Here is a 26,980-nt window from a genome sequence, read left to right as displayed (position 1 = left end):
GGCTGGCTCGATAACCCGAGCGCCGTGTTCGTGTTGGAAAACGACGATATCGACTTCGACGGTGTGAACATCGACCGTGACTTCAAGGAATACCTGCAGCACACGATGGACCGCGAACAGATGGAAATGCACAACAACGAAAACTAGTTGTTGGCTCTTCCGCCCGAACTTTGAATCCCGCCCTGTGCGGGATTTTTTTGTTTCCCTGCCGGGGAGCTTGCCGGCAGGCCGAATCTACTGTGCATAAATTTGCATATTTGCATAGCGCTGTTATAAATTTTTTCTATATTTCCCCGCATGAAATTTTCTAATGGTGTCAAGGACGGTCTTCCCATAGGTCTCGGCTACTTCGCCGTATCGTTCTCTTTCGGGATTGCGGGCTCCAAGCTGCTCTCCTGGCCGCTGGTCACCTTCATCTCGATGACGAACCTGACTTCGGCGGGGCAGTTCGCTGGCCTGCAGATTATGGCGGATGCCGCCGGCACGTTCATCGAGATGGCTATCGCCACGTTCTTTATCAATTTGCGTTATAGCCTGATGGCGATTTCGCTTTCGCAGAAAGTCGCGCCGAATTTCGGGACATTCAAGCGCCTGCTTCTCGCGACCGGCATTACGGACGAAATCTACGCGCTTGCGGTAAGCCGGACTGAACCCGTGACGGCGCGATACTTTGCTGGCCTGATGGTGCTTCCTTACATCGGCTGGTCTTCGGGAACCCTGTGCGGATCCGTTTGTGGCGAGATTCTTCCGGCAATTGTGACGAATGCCCTGGGCGTTGCCCTCTACGGGATGTTTGTCGCCATCGTCGTCCCGCAGATGAAGGCGCATCGCCCCACGCTTATTGCTGTCCTGATTGCCATTGCCTGCAGCCTTGCGTTCAAGTACGTCCCGGCCTTGAGCGGCGTGACGGTCGGCTTTGCGATTATCATCTGCGCGCTGGTCGCATCGCTTATCGGTGCGGCGCTGTTCCCTGTCAAGGACGAGTCGGAGGGCGAGGCATGATCGCTACTCAGGATTACGTTGTCTTTCTTCTGGTGATGGCGGGCGTAACTTACCTGTTGCGCGCCGTCCCGTTCGTTCTTTTGAAGGGCAAGCTCAAGAGCCGCTTCTGGCGTTCGTTCCTCGCATACGTGCCCTACACGGTGCTTGCCGCGATGACGGTGCCCGCGATTTTCTACGCGACCGAGAACAAGCTTTCGGGTGCGTGCGCGCTGGTGACTGCGGTATTGGCGTCGCTGCTCGGCCTCGGGCTCGTGGGCGTTGCCGCAGTGGCTTGCGTGACCGTCCTCGGCGTCGACGGCCTTATGATGCTCCTATAAAAAACGCTCCCGGGGGGAGCGTTAATACCCATGTCCGGAATCGAACCGGAATAACCTCCTTCGGAGGGAGGTACACTATCCATTGTGATACACGGGCCCGGCCAATGTAATCCCGCGTTGTGCGGAACCCATCCGGTTTTGCGAATGCAAATATAGCAATAAAAGACAAACGGACAATCTCTCGTCTCTCGTCTTTCGTCTCTCGTCTAAATTTTTAGTCCAGAATTTTGACAATCAGCTCGTGCGGTTCTGCGTCCACCACCAGCGCATCGTGGAATTCGCCCACGTCGCCGTCGCCCTCGAGCACCTTCACGATGTCATCGTTCTCCATCGAGTTGCCTTCGGTGCGCCCGTAGAAGTGGTATTCGCTTTCTTCGGCTTCCTGGTCGATGATGATGCGTACCGTCTTTCCGATCATGTTCTCGGCGTGTTCAGCGTCGATTTCCTCTTGCAGGTCGGTCACCGCGTCGAGCCTTGCGCGGGCCTCGCTTTCGTCTACTGCGGGGAGACTCATCTCCATCACGGGTGTGCCCTCTTCGGGGCTGAACACGAATCCACCCAAGTGGTCGAACTGGATGTCCCGTAGCAGTTCCATCAGTTCCTCGAAATCTTCGTGCGTCTCGCCGGGGAATCCGACAAGTACGGTCGTGCGCAAGGTGACTCCCGGGATGCGCTCGCGGATCTTGTGCAAAATGTCGACGAGTTCCTTCTTGCGGTAGTTCCTCTTCATGTTCTTGAGCACGTTGTCGCTGGCATGCTGGATAGGCATGTCCACGTACTTCACGAGGCGCGGCTCGCTTGCCATCAGGTCGAGCAGTTCGTCGTCCACGAACATCGGGTACCAGTACAGCGTGCGTATCCACGGGATGTTCGTGTTGTCGAGGATGGCGCGGAGCAGGCTGGCCAAAGTGCCGCCCTTCTTACCCTTCTCGCGTCCGAAGTAGGTCGTGTCCTGAGCGATGAGGGTGATTTCCTGTACGCCCTGCGCCTCGAGTTCCTTCGCTTCGGCGACGATGTCTTCGATGGAGCGGGAAACCTGCTTGCCACGAATCAAAGGAATCGCGCAGTAGGCACAGCGCCGGTTGCAGCCTTCGGCGATCTTCAGATAGGCGTGGTGCTTGAATCCGCCGAGGTTCATGCGCGGCAGGTTCTCGGCGTCGCAGCTTTTGGGAGCCACGATGCCCATCTTCTTCAGGAGCTCGCCTGGCTTGTACGTGCCTACCCAGTAGTCTACCTCGGGCAGTTCCTTCACGAGTTCCTCGCCGTAGCGGCCCGAGAGGCAACCCGACACAATCAGTTTCTGCCTTGCCTTCTTGCCTTTAATTTGTGTGAGAATCGCGTTGATGGATTCTTCCTTGGCGGCCTCGATGAACCCGCATGTGTTCACCAGGATGTAGTCCGCCTTGGAGGCGGAGTCGCATGTCACAAATCCCGCGTGCAGCATCTCGCCGACGAGGTTTTCCGCGTCGACCTGGTTCTTTGCGCATCCTAAATGGACTACGAAAACTTTGGGCTTCTTTGTAGGCATGTAAGCAAATTTAGAAAAACGGGGGCACGAAAAAAAGAGCCCCGGAGGGCTCTTTTTAAAGGCTTTGCGAGTTTCGCTTATTCCCAGTCGTCCACGACATCTGCTGCCGGTGCGGCAGGAGCCGGAGCTGCTGCGGGAGCCGGTTCGGGCGCAGGGGCCGGAGCCGGTTCGGGTGCGGGAGCCGGTTCGGGCGCAGGGGCAGGGGCCGGTTCGGGTGCGGGTGCCGGTTCGGGTGCCGGAGCAGGCTCGGCAGGGGCCGGTTCAGGTTCCGGAGCCGCTTCGGTCTGCGTTTCTTCTGCAGGCGCATAGTAAGAGCTGGAGGCGTAATCGACATCGTCGTCACCGGACGGGTTGCCGACCTGGTCGTTGCTGCTGTTGTCGACCCACCAGGCAAAGTTCAGTGCAGAAATCACCTGCTTGCCGTATTCCTGGGCGTTCGCGATGGATCCGAAGTAACCGACGCGGACGCGGTAGTAGGTACCTTCGAGTTCACCCGGATTTTCGACTTCGACAACATAGGCTTCGACGCCCTGTTCGGAAAGCTTCTTGACAACGGCATCGGCGGCCTTTTTGGAAGGCTGGATGCTGACCTGGATGACATAGGGGCCGTCGCTCAGGGGCTTGACGTCGCTGGACGGTGCCGCAGCGGGAGCCTGGGCAGGCTTGGCCTCTTCGGCGGCCGGGGCAGAATTCTGTCCGGACAGGGACTGGATGGGCACCAGTTCGGGTTCGTCGGCGGCCGGAGCTGGTGCGGCTTCAGTCTTTGTTGTTTTTGCCGCATTCATCTGCGGAACGACTTCTTCTTCGTTGCTTCCGCAAGCGGTGGTGAGGACGCAGGCGAGTGCCAATGCACCCAAGGAGGAAACCGAAAGCGATTTCATTAATATCTCCAGGTTGTCGTTAAACTCCAAAAATGGGATTTTTATATGTAAAATATATATAACTCTTTGAGTAATCGCAAGTTATAAAAGAAAAAAGTGAAAAAAATTGTGCCAAAAACGGCTTTTTGGCGGCTTTTGCACCCTTGACGAATCCCCCGGAGTTAAATATATTTGGCTACCCAAACTGAATTTTTAACCAAAGGATAATCGTGATCGGCGTTATTGTTAAGTCCAACGAACCTTTTGAACGCGCTCTCAAGCGTTTCACCAAGTCCTGCGAAAAGAACGGCATCATTTCCGATGTCAAGAAGCGTCAGCGTTTCGAAAAGCCTTCCGAAGAGAAGAAGCGCATCGAGACCGCTGCCCGTCGCAAGCGCCTGAAAGAAATCGCTGACCAGAACCGCAAGCGTCTCTACTAATTTTTTTAGTATATTGGTCTTGAATGGGTCGTCGACCGTCGGTCGAGGGCTCATTCCTTGTATATAAACCATATCGCTAGTCGCGAGGCGGGACAATTTCGCGAAACAAATTATGGCAAGTGCATTGTTGACAAGAATTCTCGATGACATCAAGGCCGCCATGAAGGCGCACGACACCGAGACCCTCGGTACGCTCCGTACCCTCCATTCCGACATCAAGAACGAGGCTATGAAGTCTGGCGCCACCCCGGCTCAGATTGCCGACAGTATTACCGACGAAATGTGTGTGGACGTCCTTGCCCGCAGCGTGAAGCAGAAGCAGGAAGCCATTGACATCCTCAAGAAGGGTGGATTCTTGGACAAGATTCCGGCCGAAGAAGCCTGCATCGCCCTGTACCGCAAGTACATGCCCGCCGAGATGACCGAAGAAGAGGTCAAGGCCCTCATTGCCGAAATCAAGGCCGCGACCGGCGCTTCTACCCCCAAGGACATGGGCAAGATCATGAAGGAACTTTCCCCGAAGGTCAAGGGCCGTTTCGACGCCAAGCGCGCCAGCGCCCTGGTTCAGGAAGCGTTGAAGTAATGAGTAAGGTCATCCTGAGGGCGTAAGCCCGAAGACAACCTCAAAAGGCGAGCGTCGCAGCCATACTTGTATGGATATGACCGAGCCGAAGAGGTTGGGACATGCCCCATTCAGACCAGCTTTGTCATGCCCGGCTCGACCGGGCATCTCTTTTTTTCAAATTTTCTTTATATTTACTCCCGTGCCCACATTCACCAAGTACATCCAGAACGAGGAACATTATTCCGAGGTCATCGCGCGGATTGCGAAAGTCCGTGAGACGTTGTGGATCGGCACTGCCGACATCAAGGATGTCTATGTAAAGCAGGACGGCGAATCGATGCCACTGCTCGGGCAACTGGCCGCACTCCTGAAGCGCGGCGTTGGCGTGCGGCTTATTCATGCGAAGGAGCCGGGCCCGAACTTTCGCGAGGACTTTGACCGTTTCAAGATTTTGGCGACCGACCTCGAGCGCGTCATGTGCCCGCGGGTGCATTTCAAGATGATGATTTTCGACTTGGAGACCGCCTACATCGGCTCCGCGAACTTGACGGGTGCGGGCATCGGCATGAAGAGCAGCTTGCGCCGCAACTTCGAGGCGGGTATCCTCACCAACGACCCTGAGCTTGTACAGCCCGCTATTGAACAGTTCGACACGCTCTGGATGGGCTCGCACTGCAAAAACTGTGGCCGCCAGGAATTCTGCGGCGACCGGATTAAGTAAATTTCATATATGCCCACGTCGCAATCCAAAATCCAGGAACTGGAGCTGCTCTACAAGATCAGTTCCATCCTGAACCAGACGCTCGATTTCGAGAGCGTCGCGCACCCGATTTTGGAAGTGGTGGAATCAACGATGGGCGTGGAGCATGCGACGCTTACGCTGTACAACCGCCACACCGGCGAAATTTCCATCGAAATTGCGGAAGGTTTGAGCAGCCGCCAGGCGCGCAAGGGCCGCTACAAGGTGGGCGAGGGCATTACCGGCCGCGTCGTGGAAACGGGCAAGCCGATTATCATTCCCTCGGTCGCGAAGGATCCGGACTTCCTCGACCGTACGGGCCGCGGCAAGACGGAAGACAAGGCGTTCCTCTGCGTTCCCGTGATTATGGAGCACCAGGTGATTGGCGCCTTCAGTGCCGACGTGCAGAACCCGGTAGAAGACGAACTTCCCGAAAAGTTGCGTCTGCTGGAAATCATCGCGCAGATGCTTGCGGCAGCCGTGAAGCTCCGTCGCGAAGCCCGCGAAGAAAATGAACTCCTGAAGGCCGAAAACGAACGCTTGACGCTCGAACTCAAGGACCGCTTCCAGCCCGACAACATCATCGGGCGTTCGAGCGAGATGCAGCGCGTGTACGCGCAGATTGACCAGGTTTCCCGCAGTCCGCTCCCCGCGCTCATCGTGGGCGAGGTGGGTACGGGCAAGGGCCTCGTGGCCGAAGCCATCCATTACCGTTCCGACCGCAACATGGGCCCGTTCGTCCGCGTCCATTGCGCCTCCATGCCGGAATCGGTATTGGACCGTGAACTGTTCGGCAGCGTGCGTGGTGCCCTCGTCGGCGTGTTTGCCGAGACTCCCGGCCGCGTAGAACAGGCCGAAGGCGGCACGCTGTTTTTAGACGAAGTGGGCGAACTTTCGCCGAACCTTCAGGTAAAGCTCTTGCGGCTGTTGCAGCACGGCGAAGTAGAACGCATCGGTGCCCGCATCGCTAAAAAGGTGAACGTCCGCGTGATTGCGGCCACCACCAAGAACCTGCAGCAGATGGTGGAAGAAGGCACGTTCCGCGAAGACCTCTATTACCAGCTGCACATCTTCCCGATTTACGTGCCGCCGCTCAGGAACCGCAAGACAGACATCGTGCTGTTGGCAGACCACTTTGTGGAACATTACTGCCGCATCGTGGGCAAGAACGTGCGCCGCCTCGCACGCACGACCATCAACATGCTCATGAGTTACCCGTGGCCCGGAAACGTGCGCGAACTCGAAAACGGAATTGAGCGCGCCGTCCTCGTTGCCGACGAAGACGTCATCTACCCGCACCATTTCCCGACCACGCTCCAGACGGCCGAAACAAGTGGCACGCCAGTATCGGGCAACTTGAAACGGATGGTCGAAGCCTACGAAAAGGATATTATCTGTGATGCGCTCAAGAGCAGCAAGGGTAAGATTGCCGCAGCGGCGCGAAGCCTCTCCACGACACCCAGGATTCTTACTTACAAGATAAACCAACTCGGTATAGATCTGGGTTCCTTTACGAAATAATTATCTTTGGCACAAAATAAAGGGACTCATGATGAGATTTTTCTATAAGATTTTTTTGTTTTTGATCGTATCGGTTTTTGTTTGTAGCTGTTCTGGCGATTCTTCCAGTAGCTCTAAAGTCAATGGCCCCGATGCCGGGGATTCGTCTTCTTCGGAAGAACTTTCTTCTGGCGCTGTCGTAGACACTGTTGTGGAATATGTTGAACCGCCTACGCTCTCTTGTGAATTGGTAGAAGGTCTGCAATTTGAATTTTCACCTAAGCCGGATACTTCGTATTTTATCAAGAGTTTTGGATTTTATGGCGATGACTTGATTGCCATACCCCGTCATTACAATATGCGAGGGTTTTATGGTCATGAAGATGATCCCGCTATAGATACTTTTTATGTCAAAAAGAACGGGTCGTCTTTGTGGCAAAAGTATTCTGCCTTTGAACATTATTGGTACAAGCAGGAAGGTAACAAACTTTGCATTGTAGGCAACAAACTAGCGCTAGTTCGTTCCGATGGGAGTGGTGACGATTCGAATCGCGAAATCTGTCATTCGTACGATGCTAGGAATTGGGTATGCGATTCCGTTCATGGTGAAATATTTTTAACCTGTGATGATAAGTATTTCTACAAGAGTGAAAATGACAAACTCTATTATTCCGAGGATGCATCTGTTTGGAATCCGATTGCTTTTGATTTTGCGGATGGGATACACTCAATTAATGATGCGATTTCTAATGATTCGGCCCATTTTGTTCTAGTTGGCTACTGGAATCCTATTCGGAATAATGCTGGTGAAACGGTTGATGTGAGTTGGAGAACTGCGCTTCTTCATTCTAGGGATATGGTTACTTGGGATACGACTTACATGATGGAAAATGTAGGGTGGTCTCTTGCGCATATTGGGGATGTGTACGTATCGAATGTGGGATGGGGCGGTTCAGGATACCTTTATTATTCCAAGGATTTAAGGAACTGGACTCAAACAAGTTTAAAGAGCAATGAAGTGATATACGGTTCCATGGCGGTGTCCAATGGAGTTTTGGTTGTGGTTGGCGCCTATGGGCATGTTTATGCCTCCAAGAACGGAAGGGATTTCAAACTCCAGGAAACTTGCGGGTCAAAAGAAGACTATGTTAGCGTGATTGCGGATTCAAAAGGAAACTTCTATGCCCTCCGGGGAGAGCGATTTGGAGGTCTCTATAGTGGTAAATATGTTATCCTTCGCATTGTGGAATAGATCTGACCCGCTACCCAAAGCTAGTTGTAGGTTGCGGAAAAACGTATCGTAATAGAGGTCGATGCGTCTCTATAATCGAATTCCCCGAAATCGAAACCGTAGAGCAGTGCTACCGATACACCGAGCCCCCAGTTGTCGCTGACCCACCATTCCTTGCCGGCGCCAGCTTGAATGGCAAGCCCGCTGACGAGATTTCCCATAATGTCGTTTGCGCTAGCGGTGAAGGTGGCGACGTCTGAGCCGATATGGAATTCGCTCATGCCAAAAGAGGCTGTGGCAAAGGAATTGTTCGAAAAGTAGTAGGTGGTTCCTAAACCGAATATGGAAAGGTTTGCCGTTATGTCGTCTTCTTCTCCGACATCGGTGTGTTCAGTACTGGTGACGCCGGCAAGTGTTAAATGAAGCAAAAGGTTGTTGGCTATTCTTCCGCCGATCTTGATATCCAGATCCGTGGCGAGGCCGCTCAGGTTGAATTCGCGAATTTTTTGGTCGTCTTCGTTGTACAGGTCGGAGTCATAAGCAAAGTCAATGCTTTGGGGACCGAAACCTATGGAAATATTAAGGAAGAAACCGTCGTGGGTGAAGGATTCCGATTGTGCAAAAGCAAATGAAATCATCGTAATTGCGAAAAAAAGCAGTTTTTTCATGTAAGCCTCCTTAATTGGATAATTAAATATAAAATATGGCGACGTTAATTTCTATATTTACCCCGTATGATAATCCATTCCTTCTACATGGGCTTTCAGTGATTAGCGGTTAAAACTTGTAATTTCCCTGACCACTAATCACTAACCTCTAACAACTGAGAAAATTATGCAATTTCGTCCCGTTAAGGAACAGCTTGATATTTTGATGCGCGGCGTTATCGATGTCGTGCCGCAGGAAGAACTCGAAAAGAAACTCCAGAAGTCCTACGATACCGGAGTGCCACTCCGTATCAAGATGGGCGTGGACCCGACTGCCCCGGACGTGCACTTCGGCCATACGGTGGTGATGCGCAAGCTCCGCCAGTTCCAGGATTTGGGTCACACTGTCGTGCTCATCGTGGGTGACTACACTGCCCAGATTGGTGACCCCAGCGGCCGCAACAAGGCACGCCCGCGTCTCACCCACGAACAGGTGCTCGAGAACGCGAAGGAATACCAGGAGCAGTTCTTCAAGGTCGTCCGCCGCGACCAGGTGGAAATCCACTACAACGGCGAATGGTTCAGTAAGCTCCCGTTCAGCAAGGTAACCGAACTCATGGGCCAGTTCACTGTAGCCCAGATGCTCGAACGCGAAGACTTCCACAACCGTTACACCGCAAATACGCCCATCAGCCTGCACGAGTTCATGTACCCGATGATGCAGGGCTACGATTCCGTGGCCATCAAGAGTGACGTGGAACTCGGTGGCACCGACCAGAAGTTCAACGTGCTTCGCGGTCGCGACTTGCAGCTTTTCGAAGGCATGGAACCGCAGATCGGCCTCTTCATGCCGATCCTCCTCGGTACCGACGGCAAGGTCAAGATGAGCAAGTCCATCGGCAACTACGTGGGCCTGAACGAGCCCGCCGACGTGATGTACCACAAGATTTACAGCCTCGCCGACAGCATCGTCGAGAACTGGTTCGAGCTCCTCACCAACATCCCGCTCGAAGAAATCAAGCAGATGATGGCAGACATTGCTGCTGGCAAGATGAACCCGAACGATGCCAAGCACCGTCTCGCCATCGATATCGTGACGCAGTACTACGGCGCAGAAGCCGCCGAGGCCGCCGCTGCTAAGGAACGTGAGATTCACAGCGGTAACGCCATCCCGAGCGATGCTGCCGAATGCAGCGTGGCGGCCGGCACCTACGGTGCCCTGGACCTGCTTGTGGAAATCAAGGCCTTCGCCAGTAAGGGCGAAGCCCGCCGCATGGTCCAGAACGGCGGCGTGAAGATTGGCGGCGAAAAGCTTGCCGATCCGCAGTCCCAGATTGAAATCAAGGGCGCAGACCAGCTGGTGGTCCAGGTGGGCAAGCGCAAGTTCTACAAGGTGAACTTCTAGGAGGTCCTATGCCTCAGGAAACGTTGATTCTCGGTCTTAATCCCGCTTGGCAGCGCTTGTTCTTTCTGGACAAGTTTACGCCGGGCGAGGTGCACCGTATCTCGAAGGTCGAAGAATATGCCTCGGGAAAGGGAATCAACTGTGGTCGCGTGCTGCAGCTCCTGGGCGGCAACCCGCTCCTCATGCATTTCCTGGGCTCCGAACACGGCTCCCGCATATTTGACGAACTGTCCGCATGCGGCGTGAACCAGGCTCCCGTGTGGATCAAGGAAGCTACCCGAATCTGTACGACCATCGTCTGCGGTGGCGACGCTACTGAACTGATCGAACCGTCCCCGATTCTTGCCGAAAACGAGAACCAGGACTTTATCCAGACGCTCAACGAATACTGGAATTCGACCCAGCGCGTGGCTCTTTGCGGATCGTTCCCGCAAGGGTTCAATATCGACCTGCTCAATTCCGTGGACTTTGCGGGCAAGCGCGTTTTCGTGGATGCCGTGGAGAATGTCGGTGCCTGGCTCGAAAAGGGAGTCGAACTGTTGAAGGTCAACTTGCGCGAGTATTGCAAGCTGTTGAGTAACCTGGGCATCCCTCAGGTGACATCCAGTCCGCAGTTCTGGAAGATGACCGCGACTGCCGTGCTGGAACGCCTCCCCATCAAGAATCTTGTCGTGACCGACGAGGAGTCCCCGGTCCGCGCATTCCGCCTGGTCGAAAAGAAGTTCCAGGGTGTGCAGTTGCAGCCGCCTACGATTACGGTGCAGAACGATATCGGTGCAGGGGATTCCTTCTTCGCGGGCTGGCTCTATGCCGATGGTGAAGGTTTCGGTTTCGAGGAGTCGCTCGTGAAGGCGACATCTGTCGCTGTTGCCCGCTGCGAAGTGGAACGTCCGTGGAACCTGCGTCTAGAAAGGGTTGCCGAACTGGAAAAGGAATTGGCAACACAGGTGGAAAAAATTGAATAAAACACTTGTCGCCTTCGCGTCTCGCCAGGAATTTAACTTAGTTTATCCGCAAATATCGGCGGTCGTGGCCGCCTCTACCCCTGTCGCTGTCGGCATCAAGTTCGATGTGGCCGTTTGCGGCGTTGGCGCGTTGGACTTCTCGACGAACCTGGCCTATGTTCTTTCTTGTTGCAAGTACGAGCGTGTAATCCAGGTGGGAATTTGCGGGGCTTACCCGAATGCGAATCTGGAAATTGGCGACGTGGTGCGTGTCGATAGCGATGTCATTGGCGATATGGGCGTGCAGACTAGCGACGGACATTTTTCTTCGTGGGGCGAAGTGACCGGTGAAGATTGCTTTTACAAGGGGGAGTCCCCGCGGTTCCTGACGCTTCCGATGGCATCGATCCGTTCGGCCGTGGGAGTCACGGTGAATTGCTGCACGGGAACAAAATACTTGGCTCTCCGCCGTAGCGCCCTGTTCCACGCCGATGTCGAGACCATGGAAGGAGCAGCCTGCTTTGCCGTCTGCAAGCGTTTCGGCGTTTCCGCCTACCAGTTCCGCGCCGTAAGCAATATCGCGACCGACCGCGATACCTCTACCTGGCGCATCCCCGAAGCCATGGCCGCGCTCAAGGAACGGGTCCTGGACAACCTTTAACCCGCGATAAACGTCCCGCCCCCGCCTCCCACATCATCAATTATCAATCATCAATTATCAATTACCCATGCGTCTTTCCCTCGGCATTTCCACCTGTCCCAACGACACCTACATCTACGAGGCGCTTGTCCGCGGTCTTGAAAATTCCCCGTTTGAATGGAATGTCCACTTTGCCGATGTGCAGACGCTGAACGAGATGGTATCGCGTGGGGAACTGGACGTGGCCAAGGTAAGTGCCCAGGTATACCCGCAGATTGAGCGCGATTACGTGTGCCTCGATTGTGGCGGGGCCATCGGCTACGGTTGCGGCCCTCTGCTCCTTTCATCGGGTGGAGACCGCTTCGATCCGGAAAGCGTGACCGTGCTTCCCGGGAAAAATACGACTGCGGCGCTGCTTTTCAGGTTTTGGTATTCGAAAAGATTCGGCGGGGAACCGAAGGTGGAATACGCGCTTTTCAACGAAGTATACCAAGGACTTCTTTCGGGAAAGTATTCCCAGGGCGTCACTATCCACGAGCACCGCTTCACGTGGAAACGCGATGGACTCCGCCTGCTGCAAGACATGGGCGCTTTCTGGGAGTTGGAAACGGGCTCGCCGATTCCGCTCGGAATCGCTGTGGCGCGTCGCGGATTTTATTACGAGACCATCAAAAAGATCGAGTCCGAGATTAGAAAAAGTCTCCAAATCGCACGTTCGCGGGATTCCCTTATAACTCCGTTTATTTGCGAAAAAGCCCAAATCGACGACCCAAAAGTTGTCGAATCTCACATCGAAATGTTCGTAAATGACTTTTCGGCGCGGGTCGGCGAGGCCGGTCGGCGGGCCCTGGAGTCCCTCTGGGGTTTCAAAAAGTGTTGATAAACTGTTGATATACAAAAAAAATTGTAATAATTCATGTTTGTAAAAAGAGTTTTTACAAAATAGCCGATTTTTGCGAAAAACTTTATTTATTTTCCAAAAAGCATCTTTTTTTTGGGAGTTCGCTTATGAGTTTAGTTAACGACCTCGACACCGAAGTTGAAAACTTCAAGCGTGAGTACGAAAAGTTCGAACGCGGCAACAAGTCTGCCGGAACGCGTGCTCGTAAGGTTCTGCAGGATATCAAGAAGACCTGCCAGGAAATTCGCGTGTCCATCCAGGGCGCGAAGAAGGAGGAGGAGAAGTCCAGCCTTCCCCCGGCGAACTGACATAGCTAGTCCTCCGAAACGTCCCCTTAGTTTACTTTTTTGTGTGAAAAAGCCTTTTTTTCACGAAAAACGTTTGACTAAAGGCGTTTTTGAAGGTATATTCCCACTTGGGTTTAGATTTGTCAGTTTGGCAAAACTATAAGTTTAACGATTTTATGTGTTCTATGATTGGAGAAACGTAGCAGTATGACCCTAAAGAAACTGGTCTTAATTACGGCCGGGGCAATGCTTCTTACCGGAACCGCCATGGCAAAGAATATTAACGTGCCTGGTGATTACTCTAAGATTGCCGATGCTCTCGGTAATGCGGATGCTGGGGATACCATCCTCGTCAAACGCGGAACTTATAACGAAAACATCACCCTGATTATGGGTGTTGTACTTAAGGGCGAGGATCCCCTTACGACCATCATTGATGGTGGCCGTCGAGGTCCGACCGTCATGGGTACTTCGGGCGCCGAAATGTCGCACTTCACAGTGAGGAACGGTCTCGAAGGTATCCTTTGCGAAAACGCCGCCCCCTACATTCACCACTGCTACGTGATTGACAACCACTGCACGGGTATTGGTGCGTTCATCTCGCTTCCCTGGCTCCGCAACAACGTGGTGTACGGCAACCGCTGGTCCGGCATCCTCGCTTGGGGCGCCAAGTCGCTCGATGCGTACGTCGAACACAACGTCGTGCTCCGCAACGGCTACTCTGGCCTTGCGTTGAAGGGACCGACCAACCTGGTCGCCCGTAACAACATCTTCATGGAGAACCACTACTACGGTGTGTTCGCCGATCCGGCTGCTGGCCAGACGAAGGTGGAGTACAACAACATCTACAAGAACTACTATCCGTTCAACCAGTTCATCAAGGTGAACCGCACGAACGTATCGTTGGATCCGAAGTTCATCAACCACTCTCTGTCGAAGCCGAACTTCTATTGCCAGTCCACCTCGCCGATGCTCAAGCGCGGTAAGGGCAAGTTGGACATCGGTCTTACTGCTACCGAAGTTGTGAAGGAAGAAGAGGTCGTTGAAGAAACTCGTAACCCGGATACCGATGCCGACGGTCTTTGCGATCCGTGGGTTTCCGAAGAAGGTGTTTCTGACAAGTACGCTTCTGTTTGCACGGGCGTCGACAACTGCCCCGAAGAAGCAGAAGACTTTGATGGTTTCCAGGACGACGATGGCTGCCCGGATCCGGACAACGACCGCGACGGTCTTTGCGATCCGTGGGTCGAAGCCAAGGCTATGTTCGCCAACTTCGCTCACATCTGTAAGGGTGTTGACCTTTGCCCGGAACAGCCGGAATCTCAGAACGGCTTCAAGGACGAAGATGGTTGCCCGGACGAAGTCCCGCAGCCGCCGAAGAAGGTGTTCGTTCTCGAAGGCGTGAACTTCGAATCCGGTAAGGCCACCATTACTCCCGACTCCTACATCTCCTTGATGAAGGTCGTGGACATCATGGAAACCTTCACCGAAGCAACGTTTGAAATTGTCGGCCACACGGACAATGTCGGTGACAAGGAAAAGAACATGCAGCTCTCCGCTGACCGCGCTGCCTCTGTGAAGAACTTCCTCGTCGAGAAGGGCATTAACGAAAGCCGTATTGTAACGAGCGGTAAGGGTGATACCCAGCCGGTCGCTTCTAACAAAACCCCCGAAGGGCGTGCGCAGAACCGTCGTATCGAGTTCACCCGCACGGACATCAAGTAAAGGAGTAGGTGATGATGCATACTAGTTTCATCAAGAAAGCAGCAGTCTTTGGACTCGCTTTAGCCAGCACTTCTTTGTTCGCTGAGGCTACCTATTCTCCGCATAAGTATCAGCAGAATGACTGGTTCGCCGAATTTGGCGGCAACACCTCCATGTACGTGAACCCGGCAGGCATTTCCGAAACGGAACAGCTTGAGTTCAGCGCTGCGTTCTTCAGCTCCATCAGTGGCGAAGCCAGCCAGGAATACGTCAGCTTGACGTTCCCGATGGACTACAAGCATACGCTCGGCTTCTCGTTCTTCGAGAACGGCGCTTCCATTGACGACGGTCCGTCTTACGGCGAATACGCATTCATGTTCGGTTATGCGTACAACTTAATGCAGTTCCTCGCTCTGGGTGTAGACCTCTCCGTGCTCTACATCAACCAGTTCGACGAAGTCAAGCAGTTGACTCTCGGCGCCGACGTGGGCTTGAGCTGGAACCCGCTCGCTTCTTCCAAGTACGGTTACCTCTTGGTGGGTGTCGCCTTGCAGAATGCTCTGCAGCCGGCCATCAGTACCGCTGCCGAAGAAGACGGCATGAAGTTCGTGCTCTTTACTGAAAGCGAAGCTTACAAGATTCCTTCCAACCTGAACATTAGCTTCTTCTACCGTGGTCTCAACCGCGCTCTCGAAGCCAAGGCGGAAATCTCCATCATCGACGTGATGCATGAATCTTCCGAAGGTGGTGAAGGCATGAATCTTGAAGAAAGCTTCACCTTGACCTATTACCTCTCTCCGCACCTCGGTGTCCGTGCCCGCTTCACTAAGGAATGCTATCCGGTAATCGGCGCTACCGTGAACGTGAAGGACGTGAGCATCTTCCGTTACCTCGCTCTCGACCTCGAAATGTCTCACGATGACCTCTGGGAAAAGAAGAACCGTGGCTTTATCTGGGCCGTGAAGCTCACCAGCCGCTTCGGTGACACCCGTGAAGAGAAGATAGGTGAAGAACGTTATCGCCGTTTGAAGATCGAACCTGAAAACGACTACCGTGCCGCTATGCGTCTGTACTTGAATCGTCAGTTCCTCGAAGCTGCTTACGCCTTCGGTAAGGTCCAGACGAAGTACCCCGCATTCCACTTGGTCGACCAGGCTGCGTTCTACAAGGCAAAGTCCTTCGAAAACCTCCGTATGCACAAGGCTGCAAAGGCCGTGTACGAAGACGCTATCAAGCGCTATCCGCAGAGCGACCAGCGCGCCAAGTACCACTTCCAGTTGATGAACATCGACTATAAGGAAGGCAAGTACACCGAAGCTATGGCCAAGTACCAGAACATCGCACAGAAGTTCGGTGAAAGCGACGTGAAGGCTGACGCTGACTACGTTGCCGGCCAGATCAAGTTCGAACAGGGCCTCTACCAGGAAGCTGTCGACCTGCTCGCCGCCATTCTTCCGGGTAACGCCAACTACTTCTACGCCCGCTACACCATGGGTATCGCCTACAGCCGTATGGGCAAGTTTGACGAAGCCGAAAACTGCTTCCGCGACATTACGGAACAGCCGGTTTCCAACCAGTCCGAACGCGACTTGCAGGATGCCGCCCGCGTGAAGCTCGGCCACATCTACTTCTCTGGCGAAAAGCCGGACATTGCTGCCGCCGCCCAGATGTACGGCCAGGTCGAAGCCGGTTCTCCGGTGTACGACGAAGCTATGCTCGGTATCGCATGGTCCTTCCTCAAGGTGAACAAGCCTGACGAAGCCATGAAGCCGGCCCAGTGGATCATCAATAATCTTCCGGAATCCTTCCTGGTTTCCGAAGCCTACCTCGTGATTGGTTACTGCCACTTCATGAAAAAGGACTATAACGGTGCTGCCAAGGCCCTTGAACAGGCCGAAAAGCGTACCGAACAGCCGGTCGTGACTGTCGCTGCCCGCGATAGTGCCCGCCAGGCTTACGAAGCGATGCAGGACGAATTTGACTCCGTTCAGGTTCAGGCCCTCGACCTCGCTCGTCAGCTTCCCACGCCTCGTGTGGAAAGCAAGCGTGAAGCCCTGCGCCCGACCTTCGACAAGGCCAACCAGTCTATCGAAGATTACGCAGCGTTCACTCAAAAGTCTATCCAAAGTGATCGCTTCGAATCCAACCGTAAGCGTATCCTTGAAGACGCCGGCTTTACCTTGGCTACTGTGAAGACCAAGATGAGCCAGGGTGCGGCCTCTACCGAAGCGGCACAAGAACTCGAAGAACTGGAGGACCTGGAGTAATCCGGGGACTCCCCCTTTTTTATGATTATATAGGTGGATAGAGAACGATGAAAAAAATCTTCCTTGTGGCTGCGATCGTATGTTCTTTTGTCGGGACTTCCTTTGCTGCCTCAGATCCTTGTAAGGACAAGACCAACGAAGCTAAGAAATTGCTTGCCAAGTGCAAGTCCATGGAAAAGGGTTCCCCCAAGTATAAGGAATGTGCAAATTCCTATAAGGTGGCAAAGAACCAAGCGGCCCAGGCTTGCCGTTCCGGCGGCCTTGATGAAAAGGGCATGCAAGACGCCATTGCCCAGTGGGAAAAACAGGTAAACAACTGTAAGGGCAAGCAGAACAAGCGTTGCGCGTCCGCTCTCCAGCAGCTGGGCCACTACCAGTTCCAGTTGGAAGAAAAGCTTTTCCTCGACAAACAGGAGCAGTACGAAGAAGATGTCGCCTGGTGTGCCGACCGCGATAACAAGCCGGCCAAGTGCGCAGACATCGACAAGTTCCCGAAGGCTGACCACCAGAAGTCCCTCGGCTACTTCCTCGAATATATCGACAAGTACCCGAAGGAAGACAAGACTCCGGTGGTGCTTTACCAGGCTGCAGCCGTGCAGGAAGCCAGTGGTGAAGACGACAAGGCATACAAGCTCCGTATGCGCTTGGTCGAAGGCTTCCCGGACAACGGTCTCGTGCCGAAGGCTTGGCTCCGTATTGCTGAATACCACTTCATGAACCGCAAGTTCCGCGACGCTATCAAGGCCTACAAGAAGGTGACTGGCTTCGAGAACCTGACCGGTAAGGAAGCGGCTCTCGCCATGTACCACTTGGCTGAATCTTACTACAACATTGCTGAATACGAAACCGCTGCTGTCAAGTACTACGATTACATTATCGGTGCCGACAAGGGTAAATACCCCAACGACCTTCGTGCAGAAGCTATGGACTTCATGGCCGCATCGTTCTCCGACCTTGAAGGTGGTGGCGTGCAGGAAGCTGAAGCCTTCTTGAAGGATAAGAAGGTCCCGTTCAAGGATTCCGTGTACTACCGTATCGGTATGAAGAACAAGGACCACGACCGTAACGAAGAAGCCGTGCAGTCCTTCAAGCGCTTGATGCAGATCAACCCGGATTACATCGATGCTCCGCTCGCGGACATCGCCATGATCGAAATCCTCATCGTGCAGCAGAAGTTCGAAGAAGCCCAGCAGCATCGTTACGTTGTCGTTAAGCGTTACGACCGCAACTCTTCTTGGTACAAGAGGAACCAGAAGTATCCGGAATCCGTGAAGAACGCTGAAATCGCGATTCGCGGCGCCATGCTCGACATTCCGCAGTACCACCACGCCCGCGCTGCCAAGCTCACCAAGGAAGGCGACCTGGAAGCCGGTAAGAAGCAGTATGCCGAAGCTATCAAGGCTTACGAAGCGTTCCTGAAGCGCTACGCCAAGGAACCGACTTGGGACGAATACAAGGTGCACATCAACTTGGCTCTCGTGTACCAGGAAATGGGTCAGCATGCGAACGCCGCCAAGATGTTCAACTGGATCGTCGATACCGATACCACCCGTTACGGCCGTCGCCCGATGGGCTCCGAAGCTCTCCTGAAGAAGGAAGAAGCTGCGTATAACGCCGTGCTCATGATGGACCAGGCTCGTGAAGACGCCAAGAAGAAGAAGGCCGGCGACGACGCCAAGAAGGCCTACACCCTTCCGGAAACCAAGGCTTACTTCGCCCAGGTTGACAAGTACATGGCCAAGTACGGCAACAACAAGGAAGCTGCCGAACTTGCTTACAACGCCGCCATCGTCCATTACGATGCCAAGCAGTACAAGACCGCTGTGACCGTGCTTCGCGAACTTCGCAAGAAGTACCCGAACCACCAGTACATTTTGCTCATCAGCCGTATGCTTGCCCAGTCGCTCCTCGAATCCGACCAGCTCGACGAAGCCTTGACCGAATTCGAATGGCTCTACAAGCAGTACCACGACGTGAAGGCCACGAAGAACGACTCCATGGCCAAGGAAATCGAAAAGGCTATCGCTGCCGTGCTCTTCCAGATGGCTGAAAAGGCTGTGAAGGCTCAGCGTTACGAAGAAGGTGCCGTGGCTTACTTGGCTCTCGTCAAGCGCTACCCGCTCGTCTCCTTCGCCGACAAGGCCGTGTTCGAAGCCGGTGTTGCCTACGAAAACGCCAAGCAGCACGACAAAGCTGCCGAAACGTTCATGATCTTGCCCAAGCAGTACGCATCCTCCTCCTTGACCATCAAGGGTATCTTGCGTGCAGCCAGCAACTACAAGAAGGGCGGCAAGCCGCAGCAGGCTGCGACCACGTTCCTCTTCATTACGAACAACTTCCCGCAGGATTCCATGGCCTTCCAGGCTATCGGCTTCGCTGCCCAGACTTACGATTCCATTCCGGATAAGAAGAACGCCGCTGTGACCTTCGAACTTGCCTACAAGCGTTACCCGAAGCACGAAAAGACTCCGGCATTCCTCTATAGCGCCTGCTTGAGCTACGATGAAGCCAAGATGACTGACGAAGCCATCCGCTGCTCCAAGGACCTCGTCCGCGACTACCCGAAGAGCACCTACGCTCTCGACGCCGCGTTCAGCATCCCGGTCGCTTACGGCAACGCCAAGAAGTGGGATCTCGCTGCTCAGGAATACCATTTCTTCATCAAGAACTACGGCAACGACGACAAGGAAAAGCTGATTGCTGCCTACATCGGTGCTGCCCGTGCCTACATGGAACTTAAGGAAGAAGAAAAGGCTGTCGAAGACTACCGCAAGACTCTCGAAGCTTACGACAAGTACGGTCTTCAGATCAAGAACGCGGACCCGGGTGTCCCGGCTGAAGCCGCCTTCTACCTCGGTGAACATGAATATCACAAGATGGAACCCATTGTCCTGAAGGGTAAGGAAAAGGAAAAGGCCAAGACTATCAAGCAGTTGGTCGACATCCTCCAGAAGGCAATGAGCCAGTACTCCAAGTCTGCAACCTACGCTTCTGAACGTTGGACCTTCAAGGCCACCAACAAGATGGGTATGCTCTTCGTGACGATGGCCGCCAAGATCCGTGAACAGGAACTCAACGGCAAGAAGGACGAAGAGCGCTTTGCCGAACGTATTACGGTCGTGCAGCAGCTGCCGAGCTACTACGAACAGGCCCGTCCGATTTTCCAGAAGAACATCGACCTTGCTCGTGACCAGGGCTTCTACAACCAGGACGTGATCGAGGCTGAAGAAGGCTACATCGAAATGTACTACCAGGGTTGTGCCGTGTTCGTCGAAGTCGCCGACGCGTTCGCCAACTCTCCGCTGCCTGACTCTGCCGCTATCGTCAAGGAATACGTGGAATACGAAGGTGCCGTCAAGGAAGACGCCATCGAAATGGCCCACGAAGACTTGGAAGCTTACCGTGAAGAATTGACCAACCGTTCTAACGGTGCTAAGGAACTTGCCGTGCCGCAGTGCGCAACGGGTATCAAGGCCTCTGCTCACTATGGTATTGACAACCAGTGGACGGCCAAGTTGTTCGAAACCCTCAAGATGTTGGATGAAAACAACGAAACACTGAACACCAAGATCGAAAAGTTCGACCCGTCTACTTTGTTCGCAGACCCGTCTTACTTCAAGACCAAGGCTCGTTTGGAACAGATCTCCAAGTCCGAAGTCATGACTCCGGAAGAACAGATCAATACCTACCGCGACATTATCAAGGACGCCAAGGCCGAGAACGAAAAGTTGAAGGCCGAACTCGCCGAACTCAAGAAGCAGATGGCTCCTGCTCCGTCCACCTCCATGGGCGGAATGGATGACACCTCTATGGGTTCTGACGAACCTGCTCCCGCACCTGCTCCTGCCAAGAAGGCCTCTGGCAAGAAGAAGGGTAAGAGAAAATAGCGGTAAAAACAATTTTACGGGGGGGCCTAGCTTCATGGGTACCCCCGTTTATTTAGGGTTCTAGGGCGGTTTTTATGCAGTAAATAAAGTTTTACAGCATGCGACCTTCCAAACAGCTCTAAAAAAAATAAAATTGAACAAAGATTTCAAAAACAAACCAAAAACAAACACTCTAAAGGAGTACTCTAATGTCTAAAATGCTTCAATCCTTCAGCCCCGAATCTGATGGTTACCAGTTCATGTGGATTATCTTGATGGTGTTCATGATCGGTCTCGGTTTCGCCATCGAACGTATTGTCTACATCATCGTGAAGAGCTCGAAGGGCCGCGCCAAGTTCCTTGCCGACTTCGGTAAGCTGATCAGCTCTCAGCAGTTTGATCAGGCTCTGAGCCTCGCCAATGCGACCAACCTCCCGATTGCCAAGGTGATGGCTGCCATCGTCGCTGCCCGTAACGGTGGCCGCGAAAACATGTCCGCCGCTTGCGACGCCGTGTTCCTGACTGAAGCTCCCCGTCTGACTCGTTACATCTCCCTCATTTCCGTTATGGCTTCCATCTCTACGTTGCTCGGACTTATGGGTACGATTTACGGTCTGATCTACACCTTCGACGCTGTGGCTAACAAACCCGCTTCTGAACGTGCCAAGGCTCTTGCTGACGGTATCGCTATCGCTATGGGTACCACGCTCCTCGGACTTCTCTCCGCCGTGCCTCTTCTGGTCATCGTCGGTATCCTCAACATGAACTCCGAACGCCTGATCCAGGAAATGGAAGAAAAGGGCCTCAAGATCATCAACTCCCTCTCGTAATTCATTGAGAGTAATTTAAAACTGGAGTTATAACACATGGCAAAACAAATCAAGAAACCTGGTAAAGTCGAAGAACCGGACCTGTTGCCGGCGATGGGCTTGTTTACCATTCTGATTCCTATGCTTTTGACCATGACGGCTTTCTCCAAGCTTGCTATTGTCGAAGTCAACCTGCCGGAACGCAGCATGATGAACCTCGACAATGAAACGCCTCCGGAACCGGACCAGCAGGCATTGAACTTGTCCCTCGCGATTACCAGCGATTACCTCGTGATTGGTGCTCGTGGTGGTTTCCAGCCGAACGTCTATTTTAAGGAAATGTGGACGTTCCGTTGCAAGTCCGATGCTAAGCTCGTCACTTACGCGATGGATGACGTTAAGGCTACTGTTGAAAGCGGACATGGACCGAAGTGCAAGGATGGCTCTGAGATGGATAAAGAGAAGTATCTCTATGAAATCGAGACCATCGAACTTTGGGCTATCAACAAGGAATCTGAAGAAGATCCGGGCCGCGTTATTTGGGCTCTCTACTCCAACGGGGGTAGCGCCGAAGAACCGGCTGCCGACAGTGCCTACGTGGACGGCAACAACAACTTTATCGCCCTTCCGGGTGAAGGTACCCTCGGCCTCACTCCGCCGCCGGCTCTCAAGAAGCCTGCTGCCGGTGTAGCCCTCGCTACCCTGACCCCGAACTCGGCTCGTACGCTCAAACCGGATGTCGCTGCTAAAAACATCATCTATCCGCTTTCCGCATACGATCTGATTGCGAAGGACCTCATTGCTATCCATACGCAGTTTATTGACCTCGAAGACGTTGATAACATTATCATCGTTGCTAACGATGATACTCAATTTGACAAGATCATCCAGCTCATGGACCGTTCCAAGGAAGCTGGGTTCACCAAGATCAATCTTGCTAAGTTGGGAGGTTAATCATGGCTAGAAAAACTCGTAAATATAGCGAAGACGTACCTTTCTCCTTGACCTCCATGATGGACATGATGACCATCATCCTGGTGTTCATGATTAAGAACATGGACGCCGAAGGTCAGTTGCTCACCCAGGCCGAGAACCTGATTCTTCCAATCTCCACCTCCAAGGTGCAGCCGAAGACTGTTTCTCTGACTGTCGTGGTCGATGCGAACTACGTCATTGCTGATAATGAAAAGGTTGTGCCGACTGCCGACGTGATCGCCCAGGAAGACCTGCTTGTCACCAAGCTGGACGAAATCCTGAAGGACCGTCGCGCTATCGAACAGGAACACGCCCTCAAGATGGGTCTCCCTGCCGATGAAGCCGGTAACATCATTGTTCAGATTGACAAGAATATCCCGTACGATGCGATGTACAAGGTGATGGCCACCTGTGGCTTCTCCGGATACACGAATATCGCATTTGCCGTGATGCAGAAGAACGGCGGGGAGGAATAATTATGGCTAAAAAACAGCAATTAGATCCGTTAGTTGCGTCCCTGATGCCGGAATCCGACAAGAAGATGGGTGCAATCGCCGGTATCTCCGTGATTGTTGCTCTCGCTTTCTCCCTCTGGGCTTCCATGTACGAAGCCGTGGTCGACGAAGTTATCTTCGAAGAATCCGCTGCTGAAGACCTCTCCGCTTCCATGATGATGGAAGAGAAGAAGGAAGAAAAGAAGGAAGAGAAGAAGAAGGAAGAGCCGAAGAAGCCGCGTAAGAAGGCCGGTGGCGGTGGTAAGCCGCGTGGTAAGGGTCAGCCCAACGCTCCGCAGACTCGCGGTGTGCTTAAGCTCCTTACTGCCCAGACCAAGAATGCCTCTGCCGGTGCATACGACCTTATGAAGAACCAGAAGTTCTCCAAGGACATCGACAAGGTGCTCAAGGACGTGGCTGGTCTCCAGACGACGGGTAAGACCGTTCTCGGTGGCCGTCGCGGTAAGGCTGACGGTGGCTTCAACGAAGGTTACGCAGAAGGCGGTTCCGGTGGTATCGGTGACGGCCTGGCTGGCCTCCTCGGTGGTGGTGGCGGTGGTATCGCTACCAAGGCCAAGGGTTCCATCAAGACTCCGTCTGAACGCGATATCGACATGGGTGCTGGTGGTGGATCTCGTTCCGCTGCAGACATCATGAAGGTTGTGCGTCAGCGTACTCCGGGTCTGCGCCACATCTACAACAAGTTCCTGAAGAAGAAACCGGGATTCCAGGGTAAGGTTACCTTGAAGTTCACGATTGCTCCGGGTGGCGAAATTATCAGCATTTCCATTGCTTCTTCTACAACCGGGTACGGCGAATTTGATGGCGAAATCAAGGGCGCTGTGAGCCGCTGGAAGTTCAGCAAGGTTAAGTCTGGTAACACGACGGTTACAATTCCGTTCACGTTCTCCGAATAATCTTCTTGAACGACTTGCGCAAGGCGCAAAAAAAGGACCAAGCCCCAAAAGCTTGGTCTTTTTTGCATTTTTTAGTTGCGTTTTCGTTTGAATAAAATTAACTTTAGTGTAGAATTTACAAGGAGTCCTCTAATGAACTTAAGATCTGCTGCAGCAGTCGGTGTTGCTTTCGGTGTCCTCGGCGTAGGAACCGCCTTTGCGACGTTCGCTCGCATCGAGTCCATGGGCAAGAACACCACCTATATCATGGATGACGTGAGCATCTTTGATAATCCGGCAAACATCAACCTCTATCCGAACTACTTGATCGGCGAATTCGGTCCTTATACCGAGGACGTTCCTGCCGGAACTAACCAGGATCCGAAGTTCCCGAACTTTGGTGGCATTTTCTCCATCTCTCTTGGCGACGAAAACAATCCGGATCCGCGTCTTTCCATAGGCGGCCTCTTTGGACGTATTTCTGAGCTTACCCGTTATTTCCCGACCGTTGTTATCGGTGATGACGGCAAGGCTTCTGTCACGCCGCAGACCGTGACGAACTTCGACGGGTTCTTGGGTGGCACCTTGACCAGCGGTGATGCCTGGGGCTTGCATATCTACATTGCCCACCAGGATGGTGGTTATGAAACTCCGAGCGGCTCTTACCAGGTCGATGCCGCCGCTTTTGCCTCTATCGTGCAGGCGGACGGTGGTTTCAACCTCCAGTTCGGCAGCAATATCGACTTTGAAATCAGCTTCGGCTTGGCCCGTATCCAGTATGGTCCCGAACACCAGAACTTCTTTGACGATGGCGACTTCAGCTTCTTGGCCAAGTCACGTGCGTTCTTCACTCTCGAAGCTCTCGATGGTGAACTCGTTCCGGCATTCTCCATGAACTTGATTCAGGCTCCGGGCATCGAAGACAAGCATGCCCAGGTCGGCCTCGGTATCAACGTCGCTCTTGACCGTGGTTTCTTCTGGTTGGGCGGTGACTTCATCTGGAACAAGATGAGGGCTCACGACTGGACGTTTGATTACAACACCGGCAAAACCATCTACGACGCCAGCAACGTGGACGATCCGCACTGGGACGAACGCGGCGATATCGGTGGCATGATCAGCTTCGGTATCGAACGTAACATCTGGTGGGACTGGTTCGTTATCCGCGTCGGTGGCCAGAAGTCCATTCTCTACACGGAATGCGACCAGCACGAAAAGAACAAGGGTACCGATGGCATCTGCAAGGAAAGCGGCAACTTCTTCACGACGAATCCGCTTGCCGACGGTACGGCTGACGACCATGTCGGGTTCGGTTTCGGTATCAACATCGAAGAAAAGCTGAAGATCGACGTGACCGTTGCCGAAGACATGCTCTTCCGCAACCCGTTCCAGGGCGAAGGCCGTCTCTTCTCGAGAATTTCTGCAACCTACAGCTTCTAGTCGAAGGTTGACTGAGCTTAGGGGCCTTGGTTCTTCCAAGGTCCCTTTTCTTATTATTTTTATGCCATGAAAAAATTTCTTGCCTTTGTTTTTGCTTGCACCTGTTTGTTAGGTTGTTCTGAAAGGACGGACCGCATCGAGAAGAAACTGGAGTCGTATCTTCAAGAGGACCTGAAGTTCATGGTCGCCGAGACGATCCATGCTTCCGGCAACAGGGACGGGCTTTTGGACGAGCCGTACTACCGGGTAAAGGATTTTCGTTTGTTCGAAGGCGCTGCCGCCGAAATCTATTCGGCCTATGCGGAAGTGGACTTTTTCATCTACAAGGACATTGCCATGCACGAGAAACGCAAGTACCGTTACGATGTTGCAGCCCGGCATTGGGACCGGTATTTGAAGGTTCTCCATTTTGGCAAGGATAGTTTGCCATAGCCCCTCCCTTATGAGGGGAAATACTATATTTTTTTCTGTCAGATTAAATCTTAACAAAGGGCGGTATTTTGTTCGGTCTCTTTTCTTGCGACATTGGAATTGATCTTGGTACGGCGAACACTTTGGTCCACGTTGCCGGCCAGGGTATTGTAATCAACGAACCTACGGTTATTGCTGTGGATAGCAAGAATAACCGCGTAAGCGCTATCGGCTTCGAAGCGAAGAAGATGCTTGGCCGTACTCCGGGGGAGACCCGCGCAGTACGTCCGATGCGTGACGGTGTCATTGCCGATTTCGAACTTGTGGAAACGCTTCTGCAGACCTTTATCAAGCGCGTGCAGAAATACCCCCTGTGGATGGTAAAACCGCGTGTGGTGGTCGGTGTCCCGAGCGGCATTACCGAAGTGGAAAAGCGTGCCGTTATCGATGCTGCTCGCCAGGCCGGTGCCAAGGAAGTGCATCTGGTTCATGAACCGATGGCCGCCGCTGTCGGTATGGGCATCCCTGTCGAAGATCCCGTGGGTAACATGATCGTGGATATCGGCGGCGGTACGTCTGACATTGCCGTTATCGCCTTGAACGGTACCGTGTGCAACGCCTCTGTGCGTGTCGGTGGTGACGAGATGGACGATGCGATTGTCCGCTACCTCCGCACGATGTATAACCTGCAGGTTGGCGAAAGCACCGCCGAACAGATTAAGATTCAGATCGGTTCCGCCTATCCGCTGGAAGAGGAACTGACGATGGAAGTGAAGGGACACGACTTTATCGCCGGTATGCCCCGCACCATGACTATCAAGAGCGAAGAAATTCGTGAAGCATTGAACGAACCTGTCACCGCGATTATCGAAGCTGTGAAGCAGGCGTTGAGCATGACTCCTGCCGAACTCTCTGCCGATATTTACGACAAGGGAATCATCATGACTGGCGGCGCATCGCAGCTGCGCGGTTTTGATGAACGTATCCGTAACGAAACGGGCTTGTCCGTGAACGTGTTCGACGATGCTCTCGTCTGCGTTTGCAAGGGCGCTGCCCGCATCTTGGAAGATCTGGACAAGTATCGTCCTGTCTTGGTTGCGACTTCTAACTAG

Annotated in this window: 25 protein-coding genes and 1 tRNA gene; 22 read left to right on the top strand and 4 right to left on the bottom strand. The window is 53.4% G+C overall.

Features of this window, described 5'->3' with window-relative positions; translation table 11 throughout:
* Nucleotides 1-297 precede the first annotated feature (297 nt).
* Together B3M32_RS08020 and B3M32_RS08015 are read left to right on the top strand one after the other, a co-directional pair.
* Nucleotides 298-1,002: an AzlC family ABC transporter permease gene (locus tag B3M32_RS08020; protein WP_290745081.1), complete on the top strand. Its 705-nt coding sequence runs from the start codon at nt 298-300 to the stop codon at nt 1,000-1,002.
* On the top strand, nt 999-1,319 hold the full coding sequence (locus B3M32_RS08015) for an AzlD domain-containing protein (RefSeq protein WP_290745078.1): 321 nt from the start codon (nt 999-1,001) through the stop codon (nt 1,317-1,319). Before B3M32_RS08020 ends, B3M32_RS08015 begins: the two co-directional genes overlap by 4 nt.
* Before the next feature lie 25 nt (nt 1,320-1,344).
* On the opposite strand, the gene B3M32_RS08010 is transcribed toward B3M32_RS08015, so the two are convergent.
* The 3 genes from B3M32_RS08010 to B3M32_RS08000 form a co-directional block, all read right to left on the bottom strand.
* Nucleotides 1,345-1,416 (bottom strand) — tRNA-Arg (locus B3M32_RS08010).
* A gap of 117 nt (nt 1,417-1,533) precedes the next feature.
* On the bottom strand, nt 1,534-2,847 hold the full coding sequence (gene rimO / locus B3M32_RS08005) for a 30S ribosomal protein S12 methylthiotransferase RimO (protein WP_290745075.1): 1,314 nt from the start codon (nt 2,845-2,847) through the stop codon (nt 1,534-1,536).
* A 77-nt stretch (nt 2,848-2,924) separates the two neighbouring features.
* On the bottom strand, nt 2,925-3,728 hold the full coding sequence (locus B3M32_RS08000) for an SPOR domain-containing protein (RefSeq protein ID WP_290745072.1): 804 nt from the start codon (nt 3,726-3,728) through the stop codon (nt 2,925-2,927).
* 209 nt (nt 3,729-3,937) lie between these two features.
* Between B3M32_RS08000 and rpsU the strand changes: the two genes are divergently transcribed.
* From rpsU to B3M32_RS07975, 5 genes are all read left to right on the top strand, one after another.
* Nucleotides 3,938-4,147 carry a 30S ribosomal protein S21 gene (gene rpsU / locus B3M32_RS07995; RefSeq protein WP_014546541.1) on the top strand — a complete coding sequence of 70 codons (210 nt, stop codon included), beginning with the start codon at nt 3,938-3,940 and terminating at the stop codon, nt 4,145-4,147.
* A gap of 112 nt (nt 4,148-4,259) precedes the next feature.
* Nucleotides 4,260-4,730, top strand: a complete 471-nt coding sequence (locus B3M32_RS07990; RefSeq protein WP_290745051.1) for a GatB/YqeY domain-containing protein — start codon at nt 4,260-4,262, stop codon at nt 4,728-4,730.
* Between the two features lie 181 nt (nt 4,731-4,911).
* Entirely contained in the window at nt 4,912-5,433 is a 522-nt protein-coding gene (locus tag B3M32_RS07985) for a phospholipase D family protein (RefSeq protein ID WP_206674514.1), read from the top strand.
* Between the two features lie 9 nt (nt 5,434-5,442).
* Nucleotides 5,443-6,972, top strand: a complete 1,530-nt coding sequence (locus B3M32_RS07980; RefSeq protein WP_290745046.1) for a sigma-54 interaction domain-containing protein — start codon at nt 5,443-5,445, stop codon at nt 6,970-6,972.
* Between the two features lie 28 nt (nt 6,973-7,000).
* Nucleotides 7,001-8,203, top strand: a complete 1,203-nt coding sequence (locus tag B3M32_RS07975; protein ID WP_290745042.1) for a WD40/YVTN/BNR-like repeat-containing protein — start codon at nt 7,001-7,003, stop codon at nt 8,201-8,203.
* Between the two features lie 20 nt (nt 8,204-8,223).
* On the opposite strand, the gene B3M32_RS07970 is transcribed toward B3M32_RS07975, so the two are convergent.
* Nucleotides 8,224-8,850: a hypothetical protein gene (locus tag B3M32_RS07970; protein WP_290745039.1), complete on the bottom strand. Its 627-nt coding sequence runs from the start codon at nt 8,848-8,850 to the stop codon at nt 8,224-8,226.
* 166 nt (nt 8,851-9,016) lie between these two features.
* On the opposite strand from B3M32_RS07970, the gene tyrS reads away from it, so the two are divergent.
* From tyrS to B3M32_RS07895, 15 genes are all read left to right on the top strand, one after another.
* Nucleotides 9,017-10,234: a tyrosine--tRNA ligase gene (tyrS, locus tag B3M32_RS07965; protein ID WP_290745035.1), complete on the top strand. Its 1,218-nt coding sequence runs from the start codon at nt 9,017-9,019 to the stop codon at nt 10,232-10,234.
* An 8-nt stretch (nt 10,235-10,242) separates the two neighbouring features.
* On the top strand, nt 10,243-11,199 hold the full coding sequence (locus B3M32_RS07960; protein WP_290745032.1) for a 1-phosphofructokinase family hexose kinase: 957 nt from the start codon (nt 10,243-10,245) through the stop codon (nt 11,197-11,199).
* Entirely contained in the window at nt 11,192-11,839 is a 648-nt protein-coding gene (gene mqnB, locus B3M32_RS07955; protein WP_290745028.1) for a futalosine hydrolase, read from the top strand. Before B3M32_RS07960 ends, mqnB begins: the two co-directional genes overlap by 8 nt.
* A gap of 67 nt (nt 11,840-11,906) precedes the next feature.
* Nucleotides 11,907-12,698 (top strand): 1,4-dihydroxy-6-naphthoate synthase, encoded by a 792-nt coding sequence (locus tag B3M32_RS07950; protein WP_290745024.1) that lies wholly within the window; start codon nt 11,907-11,909, stop codon nt 12,696-12,698.
* 128 nt (nt 12,699-12,826) lie between these two features.
* Nucleotides 12,827-13,027, top strand: a complete 201-nt coding sequence (locus B3M32_RS07945; protein ID WP_088637631.1) for a hypothetical protein — start codon at nt 12,827-12,829, stop codon at nt 13,025-13,027.
* 246 nt (nt 13,028-13,273) lie between these two features.
* Nucleotides 13,274-14,731 (top strand): OmpA family protein, encoded by a 1,458-nt coding sequence (locus tag B3M32_RS07940; protein WP_290745018.1) that lies wholly within the window; start codon nt 13,274-13,276, stop codon nt 14,729-14,731.
* 11 nt (nt 14,732-14,742) lie between these two features.
* Entirely contained in the window at nt 14,743-16,977 is a 2,235-nt protein-coding gene (locus B3M32_RS07935) for a tetratricopeptide repeat protein (protein ID WP_290745015.1), read from the top strand.
* Between the two features lie 47 nt (nt 16,978-17,024).
* On the top strand, nt 17,025-20,864 hold the full coding sequence (locus B3M32_RS07930) for a tetratricopeptide repeat protein (RefSeq protein ID WP_290745012.1): 3,840 nt from the start codon (nt 17,025-17,027) through the stop codon (nt 20,862-20,864).
* Between the two features lie 188 nt (nt 20,865-21,052).
* Complete coding sequence (locus tag B3M32_RS07925; protein WP_290745009.1) at nt 21,053-21,673, top strand: MotA/TolQ/ExbB proton channel family protein; 621 nt, start codon at nt 21,053-21,055, stop codon at nt 21,671-21,673.
* A gap of 36 nt (nt 21,674-21,709) precedes the next feature.
* On the top strand, nt 21,710-22,606 hold the full coding sequence (locus tag B3M32_RS07920; RefSeq protein WP_290745007.1) for a biopolymer transporter ExbD: 897 nt from the start codon (nt 21,710-21,712) through the stop codon (nt 22,604-22,606).
* 2 nt (nt 22,607-22,608) lie between these two features.
* Nucleotides 22,609-23,103 carry an ExbD/TolR family protein gene (locus B3M32_RS07915; protein WP_290745004.1) on the top strand — a complete coding sequence of 165 codons (495 nt, stop codon included), beginning with the start codon at nt 22,609-22,611 and terminating at the stop codon, nt 23,101-23,103.
* Nucleotides 23,104-23,105: 2 nt separating this feature from the next.
* Entirely contained in the window at nt 23,106-24,038 is a 933-nt protein-coding gene (locus B3M32_RS07910) for an AgmX/PglI C-terminal domain-containing protein (protein ID WP_290745001.1), read from the top strand.
* A gap of 132 nt (nt 24,039-24,170) precedes the next feature.
* Nucleotides 24,171-25,457, top strand: coding sequence for a hypothetical protein (locus B3M32_RS07905; protein WP_290744997.1), 1,287 nt, complete (start codon nt 24,171-24,173; stop codon nt 25,455-25,457).
* A gap of 66 nt (nt 25,458-25,523) precedes the next feature.
* Nucleotides 25,524-25,889, top strand: coding sequence for a hypothetical protein (locus tag B3M32_RS07900; RefSeq protein ID WP_290744994.1), 366 nt, complete (start codon nt 25,524-25,526; stop codon nt 25,887-25,889).
* A 68-nt stretch (nt 25,890-25,957) separates the two neighbouring features.
* Nucleotides 25,958-26,980 carry a rod shape-determining protein gene (locus tag B3M32_RS07895; protein ID WP_290744991.1) on the top strand — a complete coding sequence of 341 codons (1,023 nt, stop codon included), beginning with the start codon at nt 25,958-25,960 and terminating at the stop codon, nt 26,978-26,980.

Source organism: Fibrobacter sp. UBA4309 (assembly GCF_002395745.1).
Lineage (GTDB): Bacteria > Fibrobacterota > Fibrobacteria > Fibrobacterales > Fibrobacteraceae > Fibrobacter.
This window is presented reverse-complemented; position numbering and strand designations above follow the sequence as displayed.